Annotated in this window: 13 protein-coding genes; all 13 read left to right on the forward strand. The window is 62.4% G+C overall.

Annotated elements, in window-relative coordinates; all coding sequences use genetic code 11:
- The first annotated feature begins 117 nt into the window (after window positions 1-117).
- The 13 genes from mraZ (at window position 118) to ftsZ (ending at window position 16,900) form a co-directional block, all read left to right on the forward strand.
- On the forward strand, window positions 118-594 hold the full coding sequence (gene mraZ, locus F0P96_RS00255) for a division/cell wall cluster transcriptional repressor MraZ (protein WP_151076753.1): 477 nt from the start codon (window positions 118-120) through the stop codon (window positions 592-594).
- Window positions 591-1,553, forward strand: coding sequence for a 16S rRNA (cytosine(1402)-N(4))-methyltransferase RsmH (gene rsmH / locus F0P96_RS00260; RefSeq protein ID WP_151076754.1), 963 nt, complete (start codon window positions 591-593; stop codon window positions 1,551-1,553). Before mraZ ends, rsmH begins: the two co-directional genes overlap by 4 nt.
- On the forward strand, window positions 1,543-2,322 hold the full coding sequence (locus F0P96_RS21115; protein ID WP_201743900.1) for an FtsL-like putative cell division protein: 780 nt from the start codon (window positions 1,543-1,545) through the stop codon (window positions 2,320-2,322). The genes rsmH and F0P96_RS21115 overlap by 11 nt, the downstream gene beginning before the upstream one ends.
- 9 nt (window positions 2,323-2,331) lie before the next feature.
- A complete protein-coding gene (locus tag F0P96_RS00270; RefSeq protein ID WP_151076755.1) occupies window positions 2,332-4,674 on the forward strand; it encodes a penicillin-binding transpeptidase domain-containing protein in 2,343 nt (780 codons plus the stop codon).
- Window positions 4,675-4,703: 29 nt separating this feature from the next.
- On the forward strand, window positions 4,704-6,203 hold the full coding sequence (locus F0P96_RS00275) for a UDP-N-acetylmuramoyl-L-alanyl-D-glutamate--2,6-diaminopimelate ligase (protein ID WP_420840938.1): 1,500 nt from the start codon (window positions 4,704-4,706) through the stop codon (window positions 6,201-6,203).
- 206 nt (window positions 6,204-6,409) lie between these two features.
- Window positions 6,410-7,630 (forward strand): phospho-N-acetylmuramoyl-pentapeptide-transferase, encoded by a 1,221-nt coding sequence (gene mraY / locus F0P96_RS00280; RefSeq protein WP_151076756.1) that lies wholly within the window; start codon window positions 6,410-6,412, stop codon window positions 7,628-7,630.
- 3 nt (window positions 7,631-7,633) lie between these two features.
- Window positions 7,634-9,025: a UDP-N-acetylmuramoyl-L-alanine--D-glutamate ligase gene (gene murD, locus F0P96_RS00285; protein ID WP_151076757.1), complete on the forward strand. Its 1,392-nt coding sequence runs from the start codon at window positions 7,634-7,636 to the stop codon at window positions 9,023-9,025.
- A 129-nt stretch (window positions 9,026-9,154) separates the two neighbouring features.
- A complete protein-coding gene (locus F0P96_RS00290) occupies window positions 9,155-10,333 on the forward strand; it encodes an FtsW/RodA/SpoVE family cell cycle protein (protein WP_151076758.1) in 1,179 nt (392 codons plus the stop codon).
- Between the two features lie 75 nt (window positions 10,334-10,408).
- Complete coding sequence (gene murG, locus F0P96_RS00295) at window positions 10,409-11,563, forward strand: undecaprenyldiphospho-muramoylpentapeptide beta-N-acetylglucosaminyltransferase (RefSeq protein ID WP_151076759.1); 1,155 nt, start codon at window positions 10,409-10,411, stop codon at window positions 11,561-11,563.
- Complete coding sequence (gene murC, locus F0P96_RS00300; protein ID WP_151076760.1) at window positions 11,560-13,020, forward strand: UDP-N-acetylmuramate--L-alanine ligase; 1,461 nt, start codon at window positions 11,560-11,562, stop codon at window positions 13,018-13,020. The genes murG and murC overlap by 4 nt, the downstream gene beginning before the upstream one ends.
- Before the next feature lie 34 nt (window positions 13,021-13,054).
- A complete protein-coding gene (locus F0P96_RS00305) occupies window positions 13,055-13,768 on the forward strand; it encodes a cell division protein FtsQ/DivIB (protein ID WP_235917330.1) in 714 nt (237 codons plus the stop codon).
- Window positions 13,769-13,862: 94 nt separating this feature from the next.
- Window positions 13,863-15,224, forward strand: a complete 1,362-nt coding sequence (gene ftsA, locus F0P96_RS00310; protein ID WP_151076761.1) for a cell division protein FtsA — start codon at window positions 13,863-13,865, stop codon at window positions 15,222-15,224.
- A gap of 122 nt (window positions 15,225-15,346) precedes the next feature.
- The gene (gene ftsZ, locus F0P96_RS00315; RefSeq protein WP_151076762.1) at window positions 15,347-16,900 is read left to right on the forward strand and encodes a cell division protein FtsZ; all 1,554 of its coding nucleotides are present in this window, start codon (window positions 15,347-15,349) and stop codon (window positions 16,898-16,900) included.
- Window positions 16,901-16,905: the final 5 nt, after the last annotated feature.

Here is a 16,905-nt window from a genome sequence, read left to right on the forward strand (position 1 = left end):
AAAAACGGCATTTTTATTGGTGGTAGAAAATGGTAAAAGGTGGTGACCTTTTGCAACGGGTTGCGTACTTTTGCTTACCGACCCTGTGCCCTTCCCCCTCGGCTGACCCTTTTGACCATGCACCTGCTCTCCGGCGAATACGACTGCAAGCTCGACCCGAAAGGGCGGCTTGTGCTGCCGGCCAAGGTCAAAGGTAACCTGCCGGAGGGCTCCGGCAATCAGCTGATTTTGGTACGCGGCTTCGAGCCGTGTCTGGTGCTGTACCCGCGTGCCGCCTGGGCCGTCATCCACGACAAGGTGATGGCGCTGGACGAGTTCAACGAAGAGTACCGCCAGTTTCAGCGCAACTTTTTCCGGGGCATGACGGAGGTCGAATTCGATTCCATCGGCCGCTTCGGGCTGCCGGGCTCCATGCGCCGCTACGCCGGCATCGAGAAGGAAGCCATCATCGTGGGCCTGGGCAACCGCTGCGAAATATGGGACCCCGCGCGCTACGACGAATACCTCATCAAAGACCAGCAGAGCTTTTCGAAGCTGGCCCAGAAATTCCTGACTACCGAAACGCCGTCCGCCGGGGCGGGCCTGGCCGCATGAGCACCACGCCCGACACCACCTACCACCGGCCCGTGATGCTGGCCGAATGCCTAGAGGCGCTGCAGCTGCGCCCCGACGGCCGCTACGTGGACGTCACCTTCGGCGGCGGCGGCCACTCGGCGGCTATTCTGGAGCAGCTCGGTCCTCAGGGGCACCTTTACGCCTTCGACCAGGATGCCGATGCCGAGCAGCAGGCCCAGAAGCTGATTCAGGGGCCCTACGGGAACCGGTTTACGTTTATCCGAGCCAACTTCAGCCAGCTATACGACGAGCTGGCCCGGCGCAACGCTTTGGGTATCGACGGGCTGCTGGCCGATCTGGGCGTATCGTCGCACCAGTTCGACACGCCGGAACGCGGGTTTTCCACGCGCTTCGACGGACCGCTGGACATGCGCATGAACTCCGAAGAAGGCCCCTCGGCCGCCGATGTGGTGGCGGAGTATTCGGAGGCCGAACTGCACCGCATCTTCGGAATGTACGGCGAGGTGACCAACGCCCGCACCCTGGCCAAGGCGCTGGTGCAGGCCCGCAACGCCCAAGCCATTCAGTCGATTGCCGACCTGAAAAAGGCCATTCAGAGCTGCGTGCCCCGCGGCAAAGAGAACAAGTACCTGGCGCAGGTGTTTCAGGCCCTGCGGCTGGAAGTGAACGACGAAATGGGCGTACTGCAGGCCATGCTGACGCAAACCGCGCAGGTGCTGCGGCCCGGCGGCCGGCTGGTGGTCATGTCGTACCACTCGCTCGAAGACCGGCTGGTGAAAAACTACATCGGGCAGGGCAAATTCTTTGGCGACGCCGAGAAGGATTTGTTCGGCAACGTGCAGCGGCCGTTTGAGGCGGTAACGCGCAAGCCGGTGACGGCCTCGGAAGAAGAATTGAAAGAAAACAACCGGTCCCGCTCGGCGAAGCTGCGCGTGGCCGAGCGCAATACCCTAGTCGCAAAACCCGATGGCCGTTAACACCCTCCGTCCGACTGCGGGGGCGCCGCGCCAGAACACGCCCCGCGAAGTAGCCCCGCTGCCCGCGCCGGAGCCGCCGAAGCGCGCCCCCGAGCCGCAGGCTGAACCGGAGCCGGAAGCGCCTCGCAAGCCGCGCAAGCAGTCGTCGTGGAGCATTTTCTCGCTGCTCGAAAGCGTGATGCGCATGGACGGGCTGTTTCGCGACGGGGTGCCGGTGCGCTTCCTGCCGCACACGCTGTTCGTGATGTTTCTGATTCTGCTCTACATCGGCAACACGCACTACGCGACCCGCATGAACCGCAACATTCAGAAGCTGAAAACCGAAACCGAGGACTTGCGGGCCGACTACACCACGCTGTCGTCGGACTACATGGAGGCCAGCAAACAGAGCGAAGTAGCCCGCAAAGTGGCCGCCTACGGACTGGTGGAAAGCTCGTCGCCGCCGTTCCACATTACGGTGCCGGCCGGCGAGCTGAACGAAGACGAACTGGCCCGCATGCCGCTGCAGTCCAACGACTCGTTGGCCGTGGCCCGCGCCGCTTCCATCGATTCGGCCTCCACCGCGTTTGCCCGGGCCGATTCGGTAGCCGATGTGGCCGAACACGCGGCGGCCAACGCCGCGCTGCGGGCCGCCCGCAACAAGAGCGGTGTCGGAGCAAAATCGAGCAAGCCTGCCAAAACCAACACGGGCAAGACCAAGCCGGCCGCCAAGGCCGGCGCCAAGAAAAAAAACACGTCTCCAACTTCTTCCACCCAGCGCAGCAAGTAGCCGAAGGATATGTCGAAGCAGGGCAGCGTAAAGAAATCCATTGTCACGCGGGTGCGCCTCGCCTTCCTGGGCGTGCTGATTTTTTCGGGCGCCATCGTCTGGAAAATCCAGCGTATTCAGTACGTGGAAGGGGAGAAGTGGCGCGCCCTGGAGCAGGAGCGCCGCATTGTGTACCAGCCGGTGCTGGCCACGCGCGGCAACATCTTCGCCGCCGACGGCCGCAGCATCATGGCCACCTCGCTGCCGTTTTTTCGCGTCGCCTGGGACCCGTCGGTAGTCAGCAAGGAGCTGTTCGACAGCCACGTCGATTCGCTGGCGCTGTCGTTGTCGCGGTTTTTCGGCGACCGATCGGTGCAGGAATACCGGCGCAAGCTGGTGAATGCCTACCACGCCAAGCCCCAAGTGCGCTACCTGCGGCTGAACTCGCGGCAAATCAACTTCCAGGAGAAAAAGCTGCTGGCTACCTGGCCCATCTTCCGCTCGGGCAAAAACAAGGGCGGCGTCATTTTCGAGAAAGTCGACAAGCGGTTCCGGCCCTTTGGCGGGCTGGCGCAGCGCACCATCGGCTTCGTGAACGAAGAAGCCCACGGCGCGGGCCTGGAGTTCACCTTCAACAAAGAGCTGGCCGGCAAAAACGGCGAGGCCCTGTTTGAGCGCCTGCCCGGCGGCCTGAAACCGGTGTACGACGGCTCGGAGGTAAAGCCCCTGGCCGGCTACGACGTGCAAACCACGCTCGACATCAACCTGCAGGACGTGGCCGAAAACGCCCTGCTGCGCAGCCTCGTGGACAACAACGCGCAGTACGGCACCGTGATTTTGATGGAGGTGAAAACCGGCGAAATCAAGGCCGTGGCCAACCTGGGCAAAGTAGCCGACGGCGAGTACCGCGAAGATTACAACTACGCCATTGCCGACCAGGGCCGCACCGAGCCGGGCTCCACCTTTAAGCTGGCTTCGATGATGGCGTTGTTTGAGGACAACCCCGAACTCGACCTGACCGACACCGTGAATACCGGCCGCTCGGGCTCGATGAAGATTGCCGGCGCCGTGAAAACCGACTCGCACCCCTACGGCCGCATCACGGTGCAGCAGGTGTTCGAGAAGTCGTCGAACATCGGCGTGGCCAAGCTCGTGAACGACCATTTCAACGCTGAGCCCTCCAAATACACCGACTACCTCAAGAAGTTTGGCCTGCACCAGCCGCTGGGTTTCCAGATGACCGGTGAGGCCAAGCCCTACGTGAAAGACCCCCAGGACCGCTCGTGGAGCCGCACCTCGCTCAGCACCATGAGCATCGGCTACGAGCTGAAGCTGGCCCCGCTGCAGACGCTGGCGTTCTACAACGCCGTGGCCAACGGCGGCGTGAAGGTGCAGCCGATGATTGTGAAGGAAATCAAGCAGGCCGACCAAGTGCTGGAGCGCTTCGAAACCAAGGTGCTCAACCCTAAAATCTGCTCCGACGCGACGCTGGCCAAGGTGCGCGCCATGATGGAAGGCGTGGTGGAGCACGGTACCGCCCGCGGCATCCGCACGCCCGACTACTCCATTGCAGGCAAAACCGGCACGGCCTGGAAGTTCAAAAACGGCCGCTACACCAAAACCTACTCGACCTCGTTCTGCGGCTATTTCCCCGCCGACAAGCCCAAGTACTCGTGCATCGTAGTTGTCGACTCGCCCCGCAGCGGCCGCATCTACGGCGCCGACGTGGCCGCGCCGGTGTTCCGCGAGGTGGCCGACAAAGCCATGGCCCGCGACCAGGCCAGCCAGCGGCCCTTGCTGGCCCGTGCCCCCAAGCGCAAGGCCCTGGTGCCCGCTGCCCACGCCGGTTTGCAGGATGAACTGCTGCTGGTGTGCAGCCGCCTGGGCGTGAGCAACCACCCCGCCAGCGTCGGTTCCGAAGACTGGGTGCGCGCCGACACCCAAGGCCAGTCGGTGAAGTGGCAGCCCGTGGCCGACCGTCGCGGCCGCATGCCCAACGTGGCTGGCCTCACCCGCCGCGACGCCCTGTTTCTGCTCGAAAACCGCGGGTTGCGCGTGCGCACCATCGGCACGGGGCGCGTGAGCCGGCAGTCGGTGCCCACGGGCATGCCCTTGCAACGCGGCGCCGTGGTCATGCTCGAACTCACCGACCCGACCATCGTGGCCAAGGCGCCGGTGCCGGTGCTGCCCTACGCGCCGCCCAAACCCACCGTGGCACCCGAGCCGACGGTAATTCCCGAGCCGGTGTCGCCGACGGGCCAGCCCATTGCGCGGCCCGAGGATGCTCAGCTGTTTCCGGGCCAGAAGCCGGCCCGACCGAAATCGGCCGCCGTACAGCCGGCCCCGAAATCCAAGGCCAGCCGCCGCGCCTAGTTTCTCCTTTCTGACTTTCTCGCTTTTTCGTGCCCTTGACCTCCTCGCCACAACCTGCCCCCGCGCACCGCCTCCCCGAATTGCTGGCCGCCGTAACCGTGCTGGCCCAGCAAGGCCCCGCCGATGTCGCCATCAGCGGGCTGACGCTTGATTCGCGGCAGGCCGCGGCTGGCACGGTGTTTTTCGCCCTGCGCGGCGTGCAGGCCGATGGGCACCAGTTCATTCCGAAAGCCGTAGCGCAGGGCGCCGCCGTGGTGGTGTGCGAAGAGCCGCCGTTTGAGCTGGCCGAGGGCGTGACCTATATCCAGGTGAAAGACAGTGCCGAGGCCATGGGCCATATCGCGGCCGCCTTCTACGGCTACCCCTCGAAGCAGCTGCAGCTGGTGGGGGTGACGGGTACCAACGGCAAAACCACCGTGGCCACGCTGCTGCACAAGCTTTTCACCGAGCGGGGCTACAAGTGCGGCCTGCTCTCGACGGTGCAAAACCAGATCGGCAACGAGGTGGTGCCGGCCACGCACACCACGCCCGACGCCATCCGGCTCAACGAGCTGCTGGCGCGCATGGTGGCGCAGCGCTGCACGCACGCCTTTATGGAGGTCAGCTCGCACGCTGTGGCCCAGCACCGTGTCACGGGTTTGCAGTTTGCGGGCGGCATCTTCACCAACCTCACCCACGACCACCTCGACTACCACGGCACCTTCGACAACTACCTGAAAGCCAAAAAGGGCTTTTTCGATATGCTGCCGAAGGCCGCCTTTGCCCTCACCAACGCCGACGACAAGCGTGGCGCGGTGATGCTGCAAAACTCCAAGGCCCGCAAAGCCACCTACTCGATGCGCGGCCAGGCCACTGTGCGCGGCCGCCTCGTGGAAAACGCCGTGGAAGGCTTGCTGCTCGAAGTCGACGGGCGCGAGGTGCAGTTTCGCCTCATCGGGGTGTTCAACGCCTACAACCTGCTGGCCGTGTACGGCGCCGCCACGCTGCTGGGCGAAGACCCCGAAGAGACGCTAACCGTGCTGTCGGGGCTGACCTCGGCGCCGGGCCGCTTCGAGCCGATTGTGTCGCCGCGCAAGCGCGTGACCGGCATCGTGGACTACGCCCACACGCCCGACGCGCTGGAAAACGTGCTGCAAACCATTGCCGACATCCGCCGGCCCGAGCAGAACGTGATTACCGTGGTGGGCTGCGGCGGCAACCGCGACGCGGCCAAGCGCCCCGTCATGGCCGAGCTGGCCGCCCGCTTGTCTGACCGCGCCGTGCTGACCTCTGACAACCCACGCTTCGAAGACCCCAACGAGATTCTGCGCCAGATGCAGGCCGGCGTGCGCCCCACCGACGCGGGCAAAAGCCTGATGATTCCCGACCGCCGCGAGGCCATCAAAACCGCCTGCGCCCTGGCCCGCCCCGGCGACATTGTGCTAGTAGCCGGCAAAGGCCACGAAGCCTACCAAGAAATCGAGGGGCAGCGCACGCCCTTCGACGACAAGGAAGTACTAAAGGAAGCTTTTGAGCTGCTGAGTCTATGAGTAAGCAGATACCAGCCCGTCATGCTGAGCCCCGCGAAGCATCTCTACCGCTTCGCCAGATGGAATTTACTATCAGCAAAGATGCTTCGACAAGCTCAGCATGACACGACTTATTTAACCCAAGACAGAAGAAACACAACGTTTGACCTGAGCCCAAAAAGCCGAAACTTTGCGGCTTGCAACGCACTGAACCGGCCGCCTGACTGATGCTGTATTACCTCTTTGATTTTTTGCACCGCCACTACAATGTGCCCGGCACCGGGGTGTTTCAGTACACCTCGTTTCGGGCCGCCATGGCCGTGGTTACGTCGCTCATTATTGCCCAGCTGTTTGGCAAACGGCTGATTGCCATTTTGCAGCGCAAGCAAATCGGGGAAGGCATCCGCGACCTGGGCCTGCAAGGGCAGATGGAAAAGAAGGGCACGCCGACGATGGGCGGCCTCATCATTCTGCTGGCCATTCTGGTGCCCACGCTGCTCTTCGCCAAGCTCGACAACACCTACATTATCCTGATGATCCTCTCTACGGTGTGGCTGGGGCTCATCGGCTTTGTCGATGACTACATCAAGGTGGTGAAGAAGGACAAGGAAGGCTTGGCCGGACGCTTCAAGATGCTGGGCCAGCTGGGCCTGGGCCTGACGGTGGGCTGGGTGTTGTTTTTCAGCCACGACGTGACGGTGCGCCAGTACCTGCTGCCCAACGGCCAGTTTTCGGCCGTCGACGCCAGCAAGGTGTACCAGGACGTGAAGCTGATGATTACCACCATTCCGTTCGCCAAAAACAACGAGCTGAATTACGGCGACCTGTTTGCCACCGCCGGCGACTTTTTCAACGAGTACTACGCCTTCTTCTACATTCCCATCGTGATTTTCATCATCACGGCGGTATCAAACGGGGCCAACATCACCGACGGCCTCGACGGGCTGGCGGCCGGTACCTCGGCCATCATCGGCATCACGCTGGCCATTTTCGCCTTCGTATCGGGCAATGCCGTGCTGGCCGACTACCTCGACATCATGTTCATTCCGAACGTGGGCGAGCTGGTGATTTTCTGCACCGCGTTTGTGGGAGCCTGCGTGGGCTTTCTGTGGTACAATAGTTACCCGGCGCAGGTGTTCATGGGCGACACCGGCTCGTTGGCCATCGGCGGTATCATTGCGGTGCTTTCGCTCATCGTGCGAAAGGAATTGCTGATTCCGGTGCTTTGCGGCGTGTTTCTGATCGAGAACCTGTCGGTGATTGTGCAGGTGAGCTACTTCAAGTACACCCGCAAAAAGTACGGCGAAGGGCGCCGCCTGCTGCGCATGTCGCCGCTGCACCACCACTACCAGAAGCTGGGCTACCACGAGTCCAAAATCGTGTCGCGGTTCTGGATTGTGGGCATCATGCTGGCCGTCATCACCCTCGTCACCCTCAAGCTGCGCTAAGTCATGAAATCAGCGGAAGGCAAAAAACTGGTGGTGCTGGGCGCCGGCGAAAGCGGGGTAGGAGCGGCGTTGCTGGCCAAGGCCAAGGGCTACGAGGTGCTCGTATCCGACGGCGGCACGCTCAAGCCCATCTACAAAGAGAAGCTGGAAAAAGCCGGCATTCGGTTCGAAGAACGCACGCACTCGATGGCCGATATTCTGGCCGCCGACGAGGTGGTGAAAAGCCCCGGCATTCCTGAAAAAGCCGAGGTGATGCAGGCCATTCGGGCCCAGGGCATTCCGGTCATTTCCGAAATCGACCTGGCCAGCCGCTACACCAAGGCGCAGAGCATTGCCATTACCGGCACCAACGGCAAGACCACGACCACGCTGCTCACCTACCACCTGCTGAAGGAAGCGGGCTTCAACGTCGGCCTGGCCGGCAACGTGGGCTACTCCTTTGCCGAGCAGGTGCTGGCCGACGAGCACGACTGGTACGTGCTGGAATTAAGCTCGTTCCAACTCGACGACACCCACGACTACACGCCTACCGTGGCGGTGCTGCTCAACATCACGCCCGACCACCTCGACCGTTACCACTACTCACTGGAAGAGTACGCCCAGGCCAAGCTGCGCATCACCCGCAACCTCGACAGCAGTTGCTACTTCATCTACAACGCCGACGACGAGGTCATCCAGCGCGAGTACCAATCGGTGTTTGTCGATACCAACGACCTGCCCTTTAGCCTGCACCAGCGCCCCGACGTGCGCTCTGCCGCTCTCTACCGTTCCGAAACCCAGCTTCGCCTTGATATTCCGCAGCTGCTGGACGAGCCCGAGCAGGTGAACATCAGCAACTCGCCGCTCATCGGCCAGCACAACCGCCAGAACTTGGCCGCTGCCATCCTGGCCGCCCGCGTGGCGGGTGTGTCGGTGGCCCAGATTGAGGCCGCGCTGCCCACGTTCCAAAACGCCGACCACCGCCTGCAGCCCGTGGGCGACATCGGCGGCGTGCGCTTTATTAATGACTCCAAGGCCACCAACGTGGAAGCTGCCTGGTACGCCCTCGACGGCGTGAAGGCGCCCATCGTGTGGATTGCCGGCGGCACCGACAAGGGCAACGACTACACCTCCCTGCAGCCGCTGGCCGAACGCAAGGTCAAAGCACTCATATGCCTCGGCGTGGATAACGCCAAGCTGCGCGCCGCCTTCGCCGAGAAGGTGCCGCACTTGGAGGAAACGCAATCGGTGGTAGAAGCCGTGCGCCGCGCCCACGAGCTAGCCGCGCCCGGCGACGTGGTGCTGCTCTCGCCCGCCTGCGCCTCCTTCGACTTGTTCAAGAACTACGAAGACCGCGGCCGGCAATTTGCGGCGGCGGTAAGGGAGTTGGCGCAGGAAAAAAGCCCGTCATCCTGAGCGGAATGCGAAGGACCTTCTCCACGCAGAATAACTCGCGCAAGTCAAAAACCAGACGTGATAAGGTCCTTCGGCTAGCGCCTCAGGATGACAAGGAAGAATCAACGCAATCAGCATAATCAACGCATCATGGAACCCGTCAAAAACTGGCTGCGGCAGAACCTGAAAGGGGACCCAGTGCTCTGGGCCATCGTGCTGATCTTCTCGTTTATTTCCATTGCGGTGGTGTATTCGGCCACGGGTACGCTGGCCTACAAGAAGATGGGCGGCAACACCGAGTACTTCCTCATCAAGCACACCGGCCTGATTTTCGTAGGCTTGTTCTTCGCCTGGCTGGCCCACCGCATCGACTACCGGCATTACTCGCGCCTGTCGCTCTACGCGCTGCTGATTTCGGTGCCGCTGCTGATTTTCACCTACTTCATGGGGTCGAACATCAACGAGGCCTCGCGCTGGCTCACCATTCCGGTAATCAACCAGACGTTCCAGCCCTCCGACTTGGCCAAGCTGGCCTTGATTTCGCATTTGGCCAGCATGCTCAGCCGGCGGCAGCAGTACATCGAGAACTTCAAAACCACGCTGCTGCCCGTACTGCTGTGGGTGGGCGTTATCTGCGGCATCATCGTGCTGTCGAATGCCTCCACGGCGCTGCTGCTGTTCTTCACCTGCCTGCTGCTGATGTTTATCGGCCGCGTGCCCATGAAGTACATCCTGCTCACCATCGTCATTGGCGTGACGCTGGGCGGGGCGGCCCTCACCCTGGGGCAGCGCTGGGGTACGTTCCAGAAACGCATCGAGGCCTTCTCCGACAAGTCGAAGCCCCTGCCTTTTCAGCTCGAGCATTCCATGATTGCCATTGCCGGCGGCGGCCCCATCGGCAAAGGGCCCGGCAACAGCACCGAGCGCAACATTCTGCCCCACCCGTACTCCGACTTTATCTACGCCATCATCATCGAAGAATACGGCATGGCCGGCGGCGTAGCGGTGCTGTTTCTGTACCTGGCATTTCTCTACCGCGGCCTGCTCACAGTTATCCGAAGCTACGGGGCTTTTGGCGGCCTGCTCTCGGCGGGCCTGTGCTTTAGCTTGGTGCTGCAGGCCATGGTCAACATGGGCGTAGCCGTAGGCCTCGGCCCGATTACTGGTCTGCCGCTGCCGCTGCTGAGCATGGGCGGCACCTCACTCATTTTCACCGGCATCAGCATCGGCATCATCCTGAGCGTGAGCCGCGGCGAGCGGGAAATCCGCCCGATGGCCGGTGAGCCCGACGACGAGCCGCGCATTCCCAAGCAAGCCGCCTACGCTTAAAGCCTGTCGACTAGCTCAGGGCCTTCAGTGCCAACCTTAGCGCCCTTTGCGGGCTGAAAACTCAGAACAAGTAAAATGCCCGACCAGGCCCACCATATCGAGCCAAACCCCAATGCTTCCTGCCGCGTTGTCATCAGCGGCGGGGGTACGGGCGGGCATATTTTCCCGGCCGTGGCCATTGCCAACGAGCTGCGCCGCCGGCAGCCCACGGCCGATATCCTGTTTGTAGGCGCCAACGGCCGTATGGAAATGACGCGCGTGCCCGAAGCCGGCTATCGCATTGTAGGCCTGAACATATCGGGCCTGCAGCGGCGCCTCACGCCTGAAAACCTGCTGTTCCCGCTGAAGGTGTTTCGCTCGGTGCGCAAAGCCGGTGAGCTGCTCGAAACTTTCCGGCCCGATGCCGTGGTGGGCGTGGGCGGCTACGCCTCGGCCCCGGTGCTGCTGGCCGCCACCTCGCGCGCCATTCCGGCCCTCATTCAGGAACAGAACTCCTACGCCGGCCTCGTCAACAAGCTGCTGGCGCGGCGCGTGGACCGGGTGTGCGTGGCCTACGAAGGCATGGAGAAGTTCTTCCCCGCCGACAAGCTCACCCTCACCGGCAACCCCGTGCGGGCCGAAATTGCCGGCGGCGACCGGGCTGAAGCCCTGCAGTTCTTCGGCCTCGACCCCAACCGCCCGGTGTTGCTGGTCGTGGGCGGCAGCCTCGGCGCCCGCACGCTCAACCAAGCCACGGCTGCCGCGCTGCCGCGCCTCAAGGCCGCCGGCGTGCAGCTACTCTGGCAAACCGGCAAACTCTATTTCCCCACCGCCGAGCAGCAGGCCGCCGATTACAAGGACGCGAATCTGCACGCGCTGGAGTTCATCATGCGCATGGACCTCGCCTACGCCGCCGCCGACGTGGGAATCAGCCGCGCCGGGGCTTTGTCGGTGTCGGAGTTGTGCCTGACGGGCAAACCCTGCGTGCTGGTGCCTTCGCCCAACGTGGCCGAAGACCACCAGACCAAAAACGCGCTGGCCCTGTCCACGCGCGGCGCCGCCCTGCAAGTATCGGATGCCGATGCCCCGCAGCAGCTCTACGACGTGGCCCTGACCTTGCTGGCCGACAAGCCCCGGCAACAGCAGCTGCAGCAGAATATCCGCCCTCTGGCCCGCCCCGACGCTACCCGCGACATCGTCGACCAGCTCGAACACCTCATTCAACGCCGCCAAGCGGCTTCGGCCCGATGAACCCGGTAGCGCAGTTTCCCTACGTGTACTTCCTCGGCATCGGCGGCATCGGCATGTCGGCGCTGGCCCGCTGGTTCCGGGCCAACGGCCACCAAGTGTGGGGCTACGACAAAACCCGCACCCCGCTCACCGAGAAGCTGGAAGCCGAAGGCATTCGGGTGCACTACGACGACGCGCCCGAGCAGATTGCCGCCGAGGTGCGCGCCAACAAAGGCCAGACCTTGGTCGTGCTCACGCCTGCCATTCCGAAAGACCACAAAGAATGGGCCTGGCTGAAGGAGCAGGGCTACGACATTCGTAAGCGCAGCCAGGTGCTGGGCTTGCTCACGGCCGGCCGCCGCACGGTGGCCGTAGCCGGTACCCACGGCAAAACCACCACCAGCAGCATGGTGGCGCACCTGCTGCACCACGCGGGCGTGCCCGCCGGCGCGTTCCTGGGCGGCATTTCAGTAAATCTATGCTCGAACATGCTCCTGCCTCCGACGCAGGAAGAGCTGGCAACTGGCAACTCGCACCTGACAACGGATCAAGTGCCCATCGTGGTCGAAGCCGACGAGTACGACCGCAGCTTCCTCACGCTGCACCCCGACGTGGCCATCGTCACCAGCACCGACGCCGACCACCTCGACATCTACGGCGAGCAGTCGGCGCTGGTGGAGTCGTTCCGGCAGTTCGTGAGCCAGATCCGGCCCGGCGGCACGCTGCTGCTCAACCACACCGCCGACCCCAGCGTGGCCGACGCGGTGCAGCCCGGCGTGCGCGTCATTCACTACGGCCTCACACCCGAGCAGGGCGCCGAGCTGCACGCTTCGGCGCTGAAACCCGCCGGCCATCAGTTTCACTTCACGCTGCACGGTCCGCAAGGCACGGTGCCGGGTTTGCAGCTGGCCGTACCGGGCTTCCACAACGTGGAAAACATGCTGGCCGCCGCCTGCGCCGCCCAGCTCGTGGGTTTGCCCACCAATAAGCTGGCTGAGGCCGTGGCCGCCTACCGAGGGGTGAAGCGCCGCTTCGAGTTTGTGGAGACCAAGGGGCACGACCACGCCTACCTCGACGACTACGCCCACCACCCGCGCGAAATTGAGGCGTTTCTACGCTCGGTGCGGGCCTTGTACCCCGGCAAGCGGCTGCGCGTCGTTTTTCAGCCGCACCTCTACACCCGCACCCGCGACTTCGTGGCCGGTTTTGCCCAGAGCCTGAGCCTGGCCGACGAAGTTTTTTTACTCGACATCTACCCGGCCCGCGAATTGCCCATCGACGGCGTTTCGTCGGAACTCATTCTGCATCAGCTCACGGCCCCGCGCACGGCGTTGCTCAGCAAAACCGAGGTGCTGGAAGCGGCCGCGGCCGACGACAACTTCGACGTGCTGGCCACCGTAGGGGCCGGTGACATCGACCAGCTCGTGCCGGAATTGAAAAAAATCTTGCACCGGAAGTGGTATGGCGCTGAAGCGTAAAGCAAAAAATGTACTTTTCATTGTCGGAAGCCTTTTGCTGCTATCCGGCTTGTCGGTGTTTGCCGCCGTGCGGCAGGCGCAGCGCCCGGTGGGCCGCGTCATCGTCACCATCGACAACGAATTCAACAACTTTTTCATCAGCGAACAGCAAGTGACCAGCCTGCTCACGCGCAACGGCAACCAGCGTCTTGAAGGCGCCCACCCGCAGGACCTCGACCTGCGGACGCTGGAGCAGCGGCTCAAAACCCACCCGTTTGTGCGCGACGCCCAGGTGTACCGCGACTTGGCCGGCAATCTGCACGCCGACGTGCGCCAGAACCGCCCCATTGCCCGCCTCACCCACGCCGATGCCCGCCAAGACGAGTACCTCGACGCCGATGGGCAAGCCCTGCCGCTCTCGGCCCTGTACTCGGCCCGCGTGGTGCCGATGGCAAAATTAAACGGACAGCCCTTGGCCGCTTCGTTTTTTCAGGACTCCACCGGCCGCCGGTATTTGGAATTTCTGCGCTATATCGACGAGCACCCTTTTTGGCGGGCGCAGGTAGCCGAAGTATTTATTTCGGCTAACGGAAAATTAATTTTCACGCAGCAAGTCGGCGACCAACGAGTTGAATTTGGATTTCCTGAGAATATTTCGGAGAAATTTGCGAAACTCATGGTATTTTACCGCCAAATTCCGCCAGCATTGGGATGGGACACGTACCATCGCGTTAATGTGGAATTTCAGAACCAGATAATTTGCGAATAACGGTGCCGTTTAAATCAATTGATTTTCCGGCCTTTTTGCCTGCAACCCCCACCACTACGCACACACCGCATTACCCCGCCAGCCTCAACCTACCATGCAGCAAGATAAGATTGTAGTCGGCCTCGACATTGGTACCACCAAAATTTGCGCCTTGGTGGGCCGCAAAAATGAGTTTGGCAAACTCGAAATACTGGGCATGGGCAAAGCCGTGTCCGAAGGCGTAGTGCGCGGTATTGTGTCGAATATCGACAAGACCGTGGATGCCATTAAACGCGCCATCCGCCAGGCCGAAGAACAGTCCGGGATTAATATCGGCATTGTCAATGTGGGCATTGCCGGACAGCATATTAAGTCGTTGCAACACAACGGCTCGATTACCCGCGCCTCGGCCGACAGCGAAATCACGCAGGACGACGTGAGCCGCCTCACCAACGATATGTACCGGCTGGTGACCCCGCCCGGCTCCGAAATCATCCACGTAATGCCCCAAGACTATAAGGTGGATTACGAGGAAGGCATTATGGATCCGGTGGGCATGTCGGGCGTGCGCTTGGAGGGCAATTTCCACATCATCACCGCCCAAAGTACGGCCATCAACAACATTCACAAGTGCGTGACCAAGGCCGGGCTGGAAATCGACAACCTGATTCTGGAGCCGCTGGCCTCGAGCATGTCGGTGCTGAGCGACGAGGAAAAGGAAGCCGGCGTGGCCCTGATTGACATCGGCGGCGGCACCACCGACCTGGCCATTTTCAAGGACGGCATTATTCGTCACGCGGCGGTGCTGCCCTTCGGCGGCAACATCATTACCTCCGACATCAAGCAGGGCTGCCTGGTGATGCAGAACCAGGCCGAGCAACTCAAGACCAAGTTCGGCAAGGCCATTGCCGAGGAAGCTTCCGAATACGAAATCGTGAGCATCCCGGGCCTGCGCGACCGTGCGCCCAAGGAAATCAGCCTGAAAAACCTGGCCTACATCATCGAGGCCCGCATGGAGGAAATCCTGGAGCTGGTATACGCCGAGATTCAGCGCACGGGCCACGACAAGAGCCTGGCCGCCGGCATCGTGCTGACGGGCGGCGGGGCGCAGCTTCAGAACCTGGTGCAGCTCACCGAGTACATCATGGGCATGGACACGCGCATCGGCTACCCCAACGAACACTTGGGCAAGTCGCGCATCGAGGCTGTAAAGTCGCCAATGTACGCCACCACGGTGGGCCTGGTGCTGGCCGGTTACCGCTCGCTCGATGAGCGCGGCATGCGCCAGCACTACGACGAACAACCGGCCGTGCGCGCCAACGAAGCCTCGGCTCGGCCGCAAACCACCGCCGGCCCGGCCGCTCAACAGCAGCCGGCGCAACCCAAGAAGCCCTCGGCAGCCGGCAATTTCTTCCGCGACATCCTGACGCGCACAAAAGGCCTGCTCATTGACGATTTCGACGACAAACAGTACTAGGCAAGCTGTTAGCTTTTAGCTATACGCCTTTTGTTTCGGAACTTAGCGAAACGAACGGCCGGTAGCTAGAAGCCAGCAAAACAAGCTAACCGCTAACAGCCAACAGCTAACAGCTCGACCCCATGGATTTCAAATTCGATATTACGCCCCAAGGCAAGTCCATCATCAAGGTGATTGGCGTGGGCGGCGGCGGCTCCAACGCCGTGAACCACATGTTCGCCCAAGGCATCAAGGACGTGGAGTTCATCATCTGCAACACCGACAAGCAGGCGCTGCAAAGCAGTACCGTGCCCAACCGGCTGCAGATCGGCGTGGACCTCACCGAAGGCCTCGGTGCGGGCGCTAACCCCGAACGGGGCAAGCAGGCCGCCATTGAGAGCCGCGAGCAGATTCGTGAGCTGCTCAGCAACGGCACCAAAATGGTGTTCATCACCGCCGGCATGGGCGGGGGCACGGGCACCGGGGCCGCGCCGGTTATTGCCAAAGTGGCCAAGGAGCTGGGCATCCTGACGGTAGGCATAGTGACGGCGCCGTTCATGTTTGAGGGCCGCCGCAAGCGTCAGCAGGCCGAGCAGGGCATTCGGGACCTGAGCGAGAACTGCGACACCGTGCTGGTTATCCTCAACGACAAGCTGCGCGAGATGTACGGCAACCTGCCCATCCGCTCGGCTTTCGCCAAGGCCGACAACGTGCTGAGCACCGCCGCCAAGTCCATTGCCGAAATCATTACCGTGACGGCTGACGTGAACGTGGACTTTGAAGACGTGAAAACCGTCATGAAGGACTCGGGCGCCGCCGTGATGGGCTCGGCCATTACCGAAGGCGAAAGCCGCGCCCGCCGCGCCGCCGAAGAGTCGTTGGCCTCGCCGCTGCTCAACAACACCGACATTCACGGCGCGCAGAAAATCCTGCTCTCCATCATGTCGGGCGACCAGGCCGAGCTGGAAATGGACGAACTCACGGAAATCACGGAGTACATCCAGGACAAAGCCGGTCAGGATGCCGAGGTGATTTTCGGCCACGGCATCGACCCCACGCTGGGCCAGAGCATTCGTGTGACGGTTATTGCCACCGGCTTCGCCCACGAAGGTCACAGCATCACCCAGCCCTTCATGCTGAAGGACTCGGAACCCGAAGCTGCGCCCGCAGTAACGGCCGACCCGCAAATCAACCTGTTCGACAAGGACCGCCAGGATGCCGCTCGCCCGGTGGTAGCCGGGCCGGTTGTAAGCACGCCCGTTGCTTCGGTAGAATACCCGCCCGTGGTAGCTGGCCCGGTGGTAACGCCCACGGCCGAAGCGCCTAAAGTGACTTACGAACTGGACCAGTCGGCTTCGCCCTACGTGCCACCGGTGGTATTCCCGGCTTCGGCCGCACCCGAGCCGCTGGTGGTGCAGCAAGCGCCCACGGCTCCGGCCGCGCCAGCAGCTCCGGCCCAGTCGCGCCAAGCGCTGGACGCCCGCGCCGAAGAGCGTCGCCGCCGCCTGATGGAGCTGAGCAACGGCCTCTCCAACGACGCAGTGAAGGAACAGCTGGAAGTGCCGGCTTACCTGCGCCGCCAAGTGAAGCTGGAGAACGTACAGCCGTCGTCGGAGCGCAACATCTCGCGCTTCAACTTGTCGGATGACAACGAACTGCTCGGCGACAACCGCTTCCTGCACGACAACGTGGACTAGATAAA

This window comes from Hymenobacter busanensis (assembly GCF_008727865.1).
GTDB lineage: Bacteria > Bacteroidota > Bacteroidia > Cytophagales > Hymenobacteraceae > Solirubrum > Solirubrum busanense.

Bases quoted from the DNA above. Each gene is read 5' to 3' on its own strand.
- mraZ (WP_151076753.1), top strand. From the start codon at position 118: ATGCACCTGCTCTCCGGCGAATACGACTGCAAGCTCGACCCGAAAGGG.
- ftsZ (WP_151076762.1), top strand. From the start codon at position 15,347: ATGGATTTCAAATTCGATATTACGCCCCAAGGCAAGTCCATCATCAAG.
- murG (WP_151076759.1), top strand. From the start codon at position 10,409: ATGCCCGACCAGGCCCACCATATCGAGCCAAACCCCAATGCTTCCTGC.
- murC (WP_151076760.1), top strand. From the start codon at position 11,560: ATGAACCCGGTAGCGCAGTTTCCCTACGTGTACTTCCTCGGCATCGGC.
- murD (WP_151076757.1), top strand. From the start codon at position 7,634: ATGAAATCAGCGGAAGGCAAAAAACTGGTGGTGCTGGGCGCCGGCGAA.
- F0P96_RS00290 (WP_151076758.1), top strand. From the start codon at position 9,155: ATGGAACCCGTCAAAAACTGGCTGCGGCAGAACCTGAAAGGGGACCCA.
- ftsA (WP_151076761.1), top strand. From the start codon at position 13,863: ATGCAGCAAGATAAGATTGTAGTCGGCCTCGACATTGGTACCACCAAA.
- mraY (WP_151076756.1), top strand. From the start codon at position 6,410: ATGCTGTATTACCTCTTTGATTTTTTGCACCGCCACTACAATGTGCCC.
- F0P96_RS21115 (WP_201743900.1), top strand. From the start codon at position 1,543: ATGGCCGTTAACACCCTCCGTCCGACTGCGGGGGCGCCGCGCCAGAAC.
- rsmH (WP_151076754.1), top strand. From the start codon at position 591: ATGAGCACCACGCCCGACACCACCTACCACCGGCCCGTGATGCTGGCC.
- F0P96_RS00270 (WP_151076755.1), top strand. From the start codon at position 2,332: ATGTCGAAGCAGGGCAGCGTAAAGAAATCCATTGTCACGCGGGTGCGC.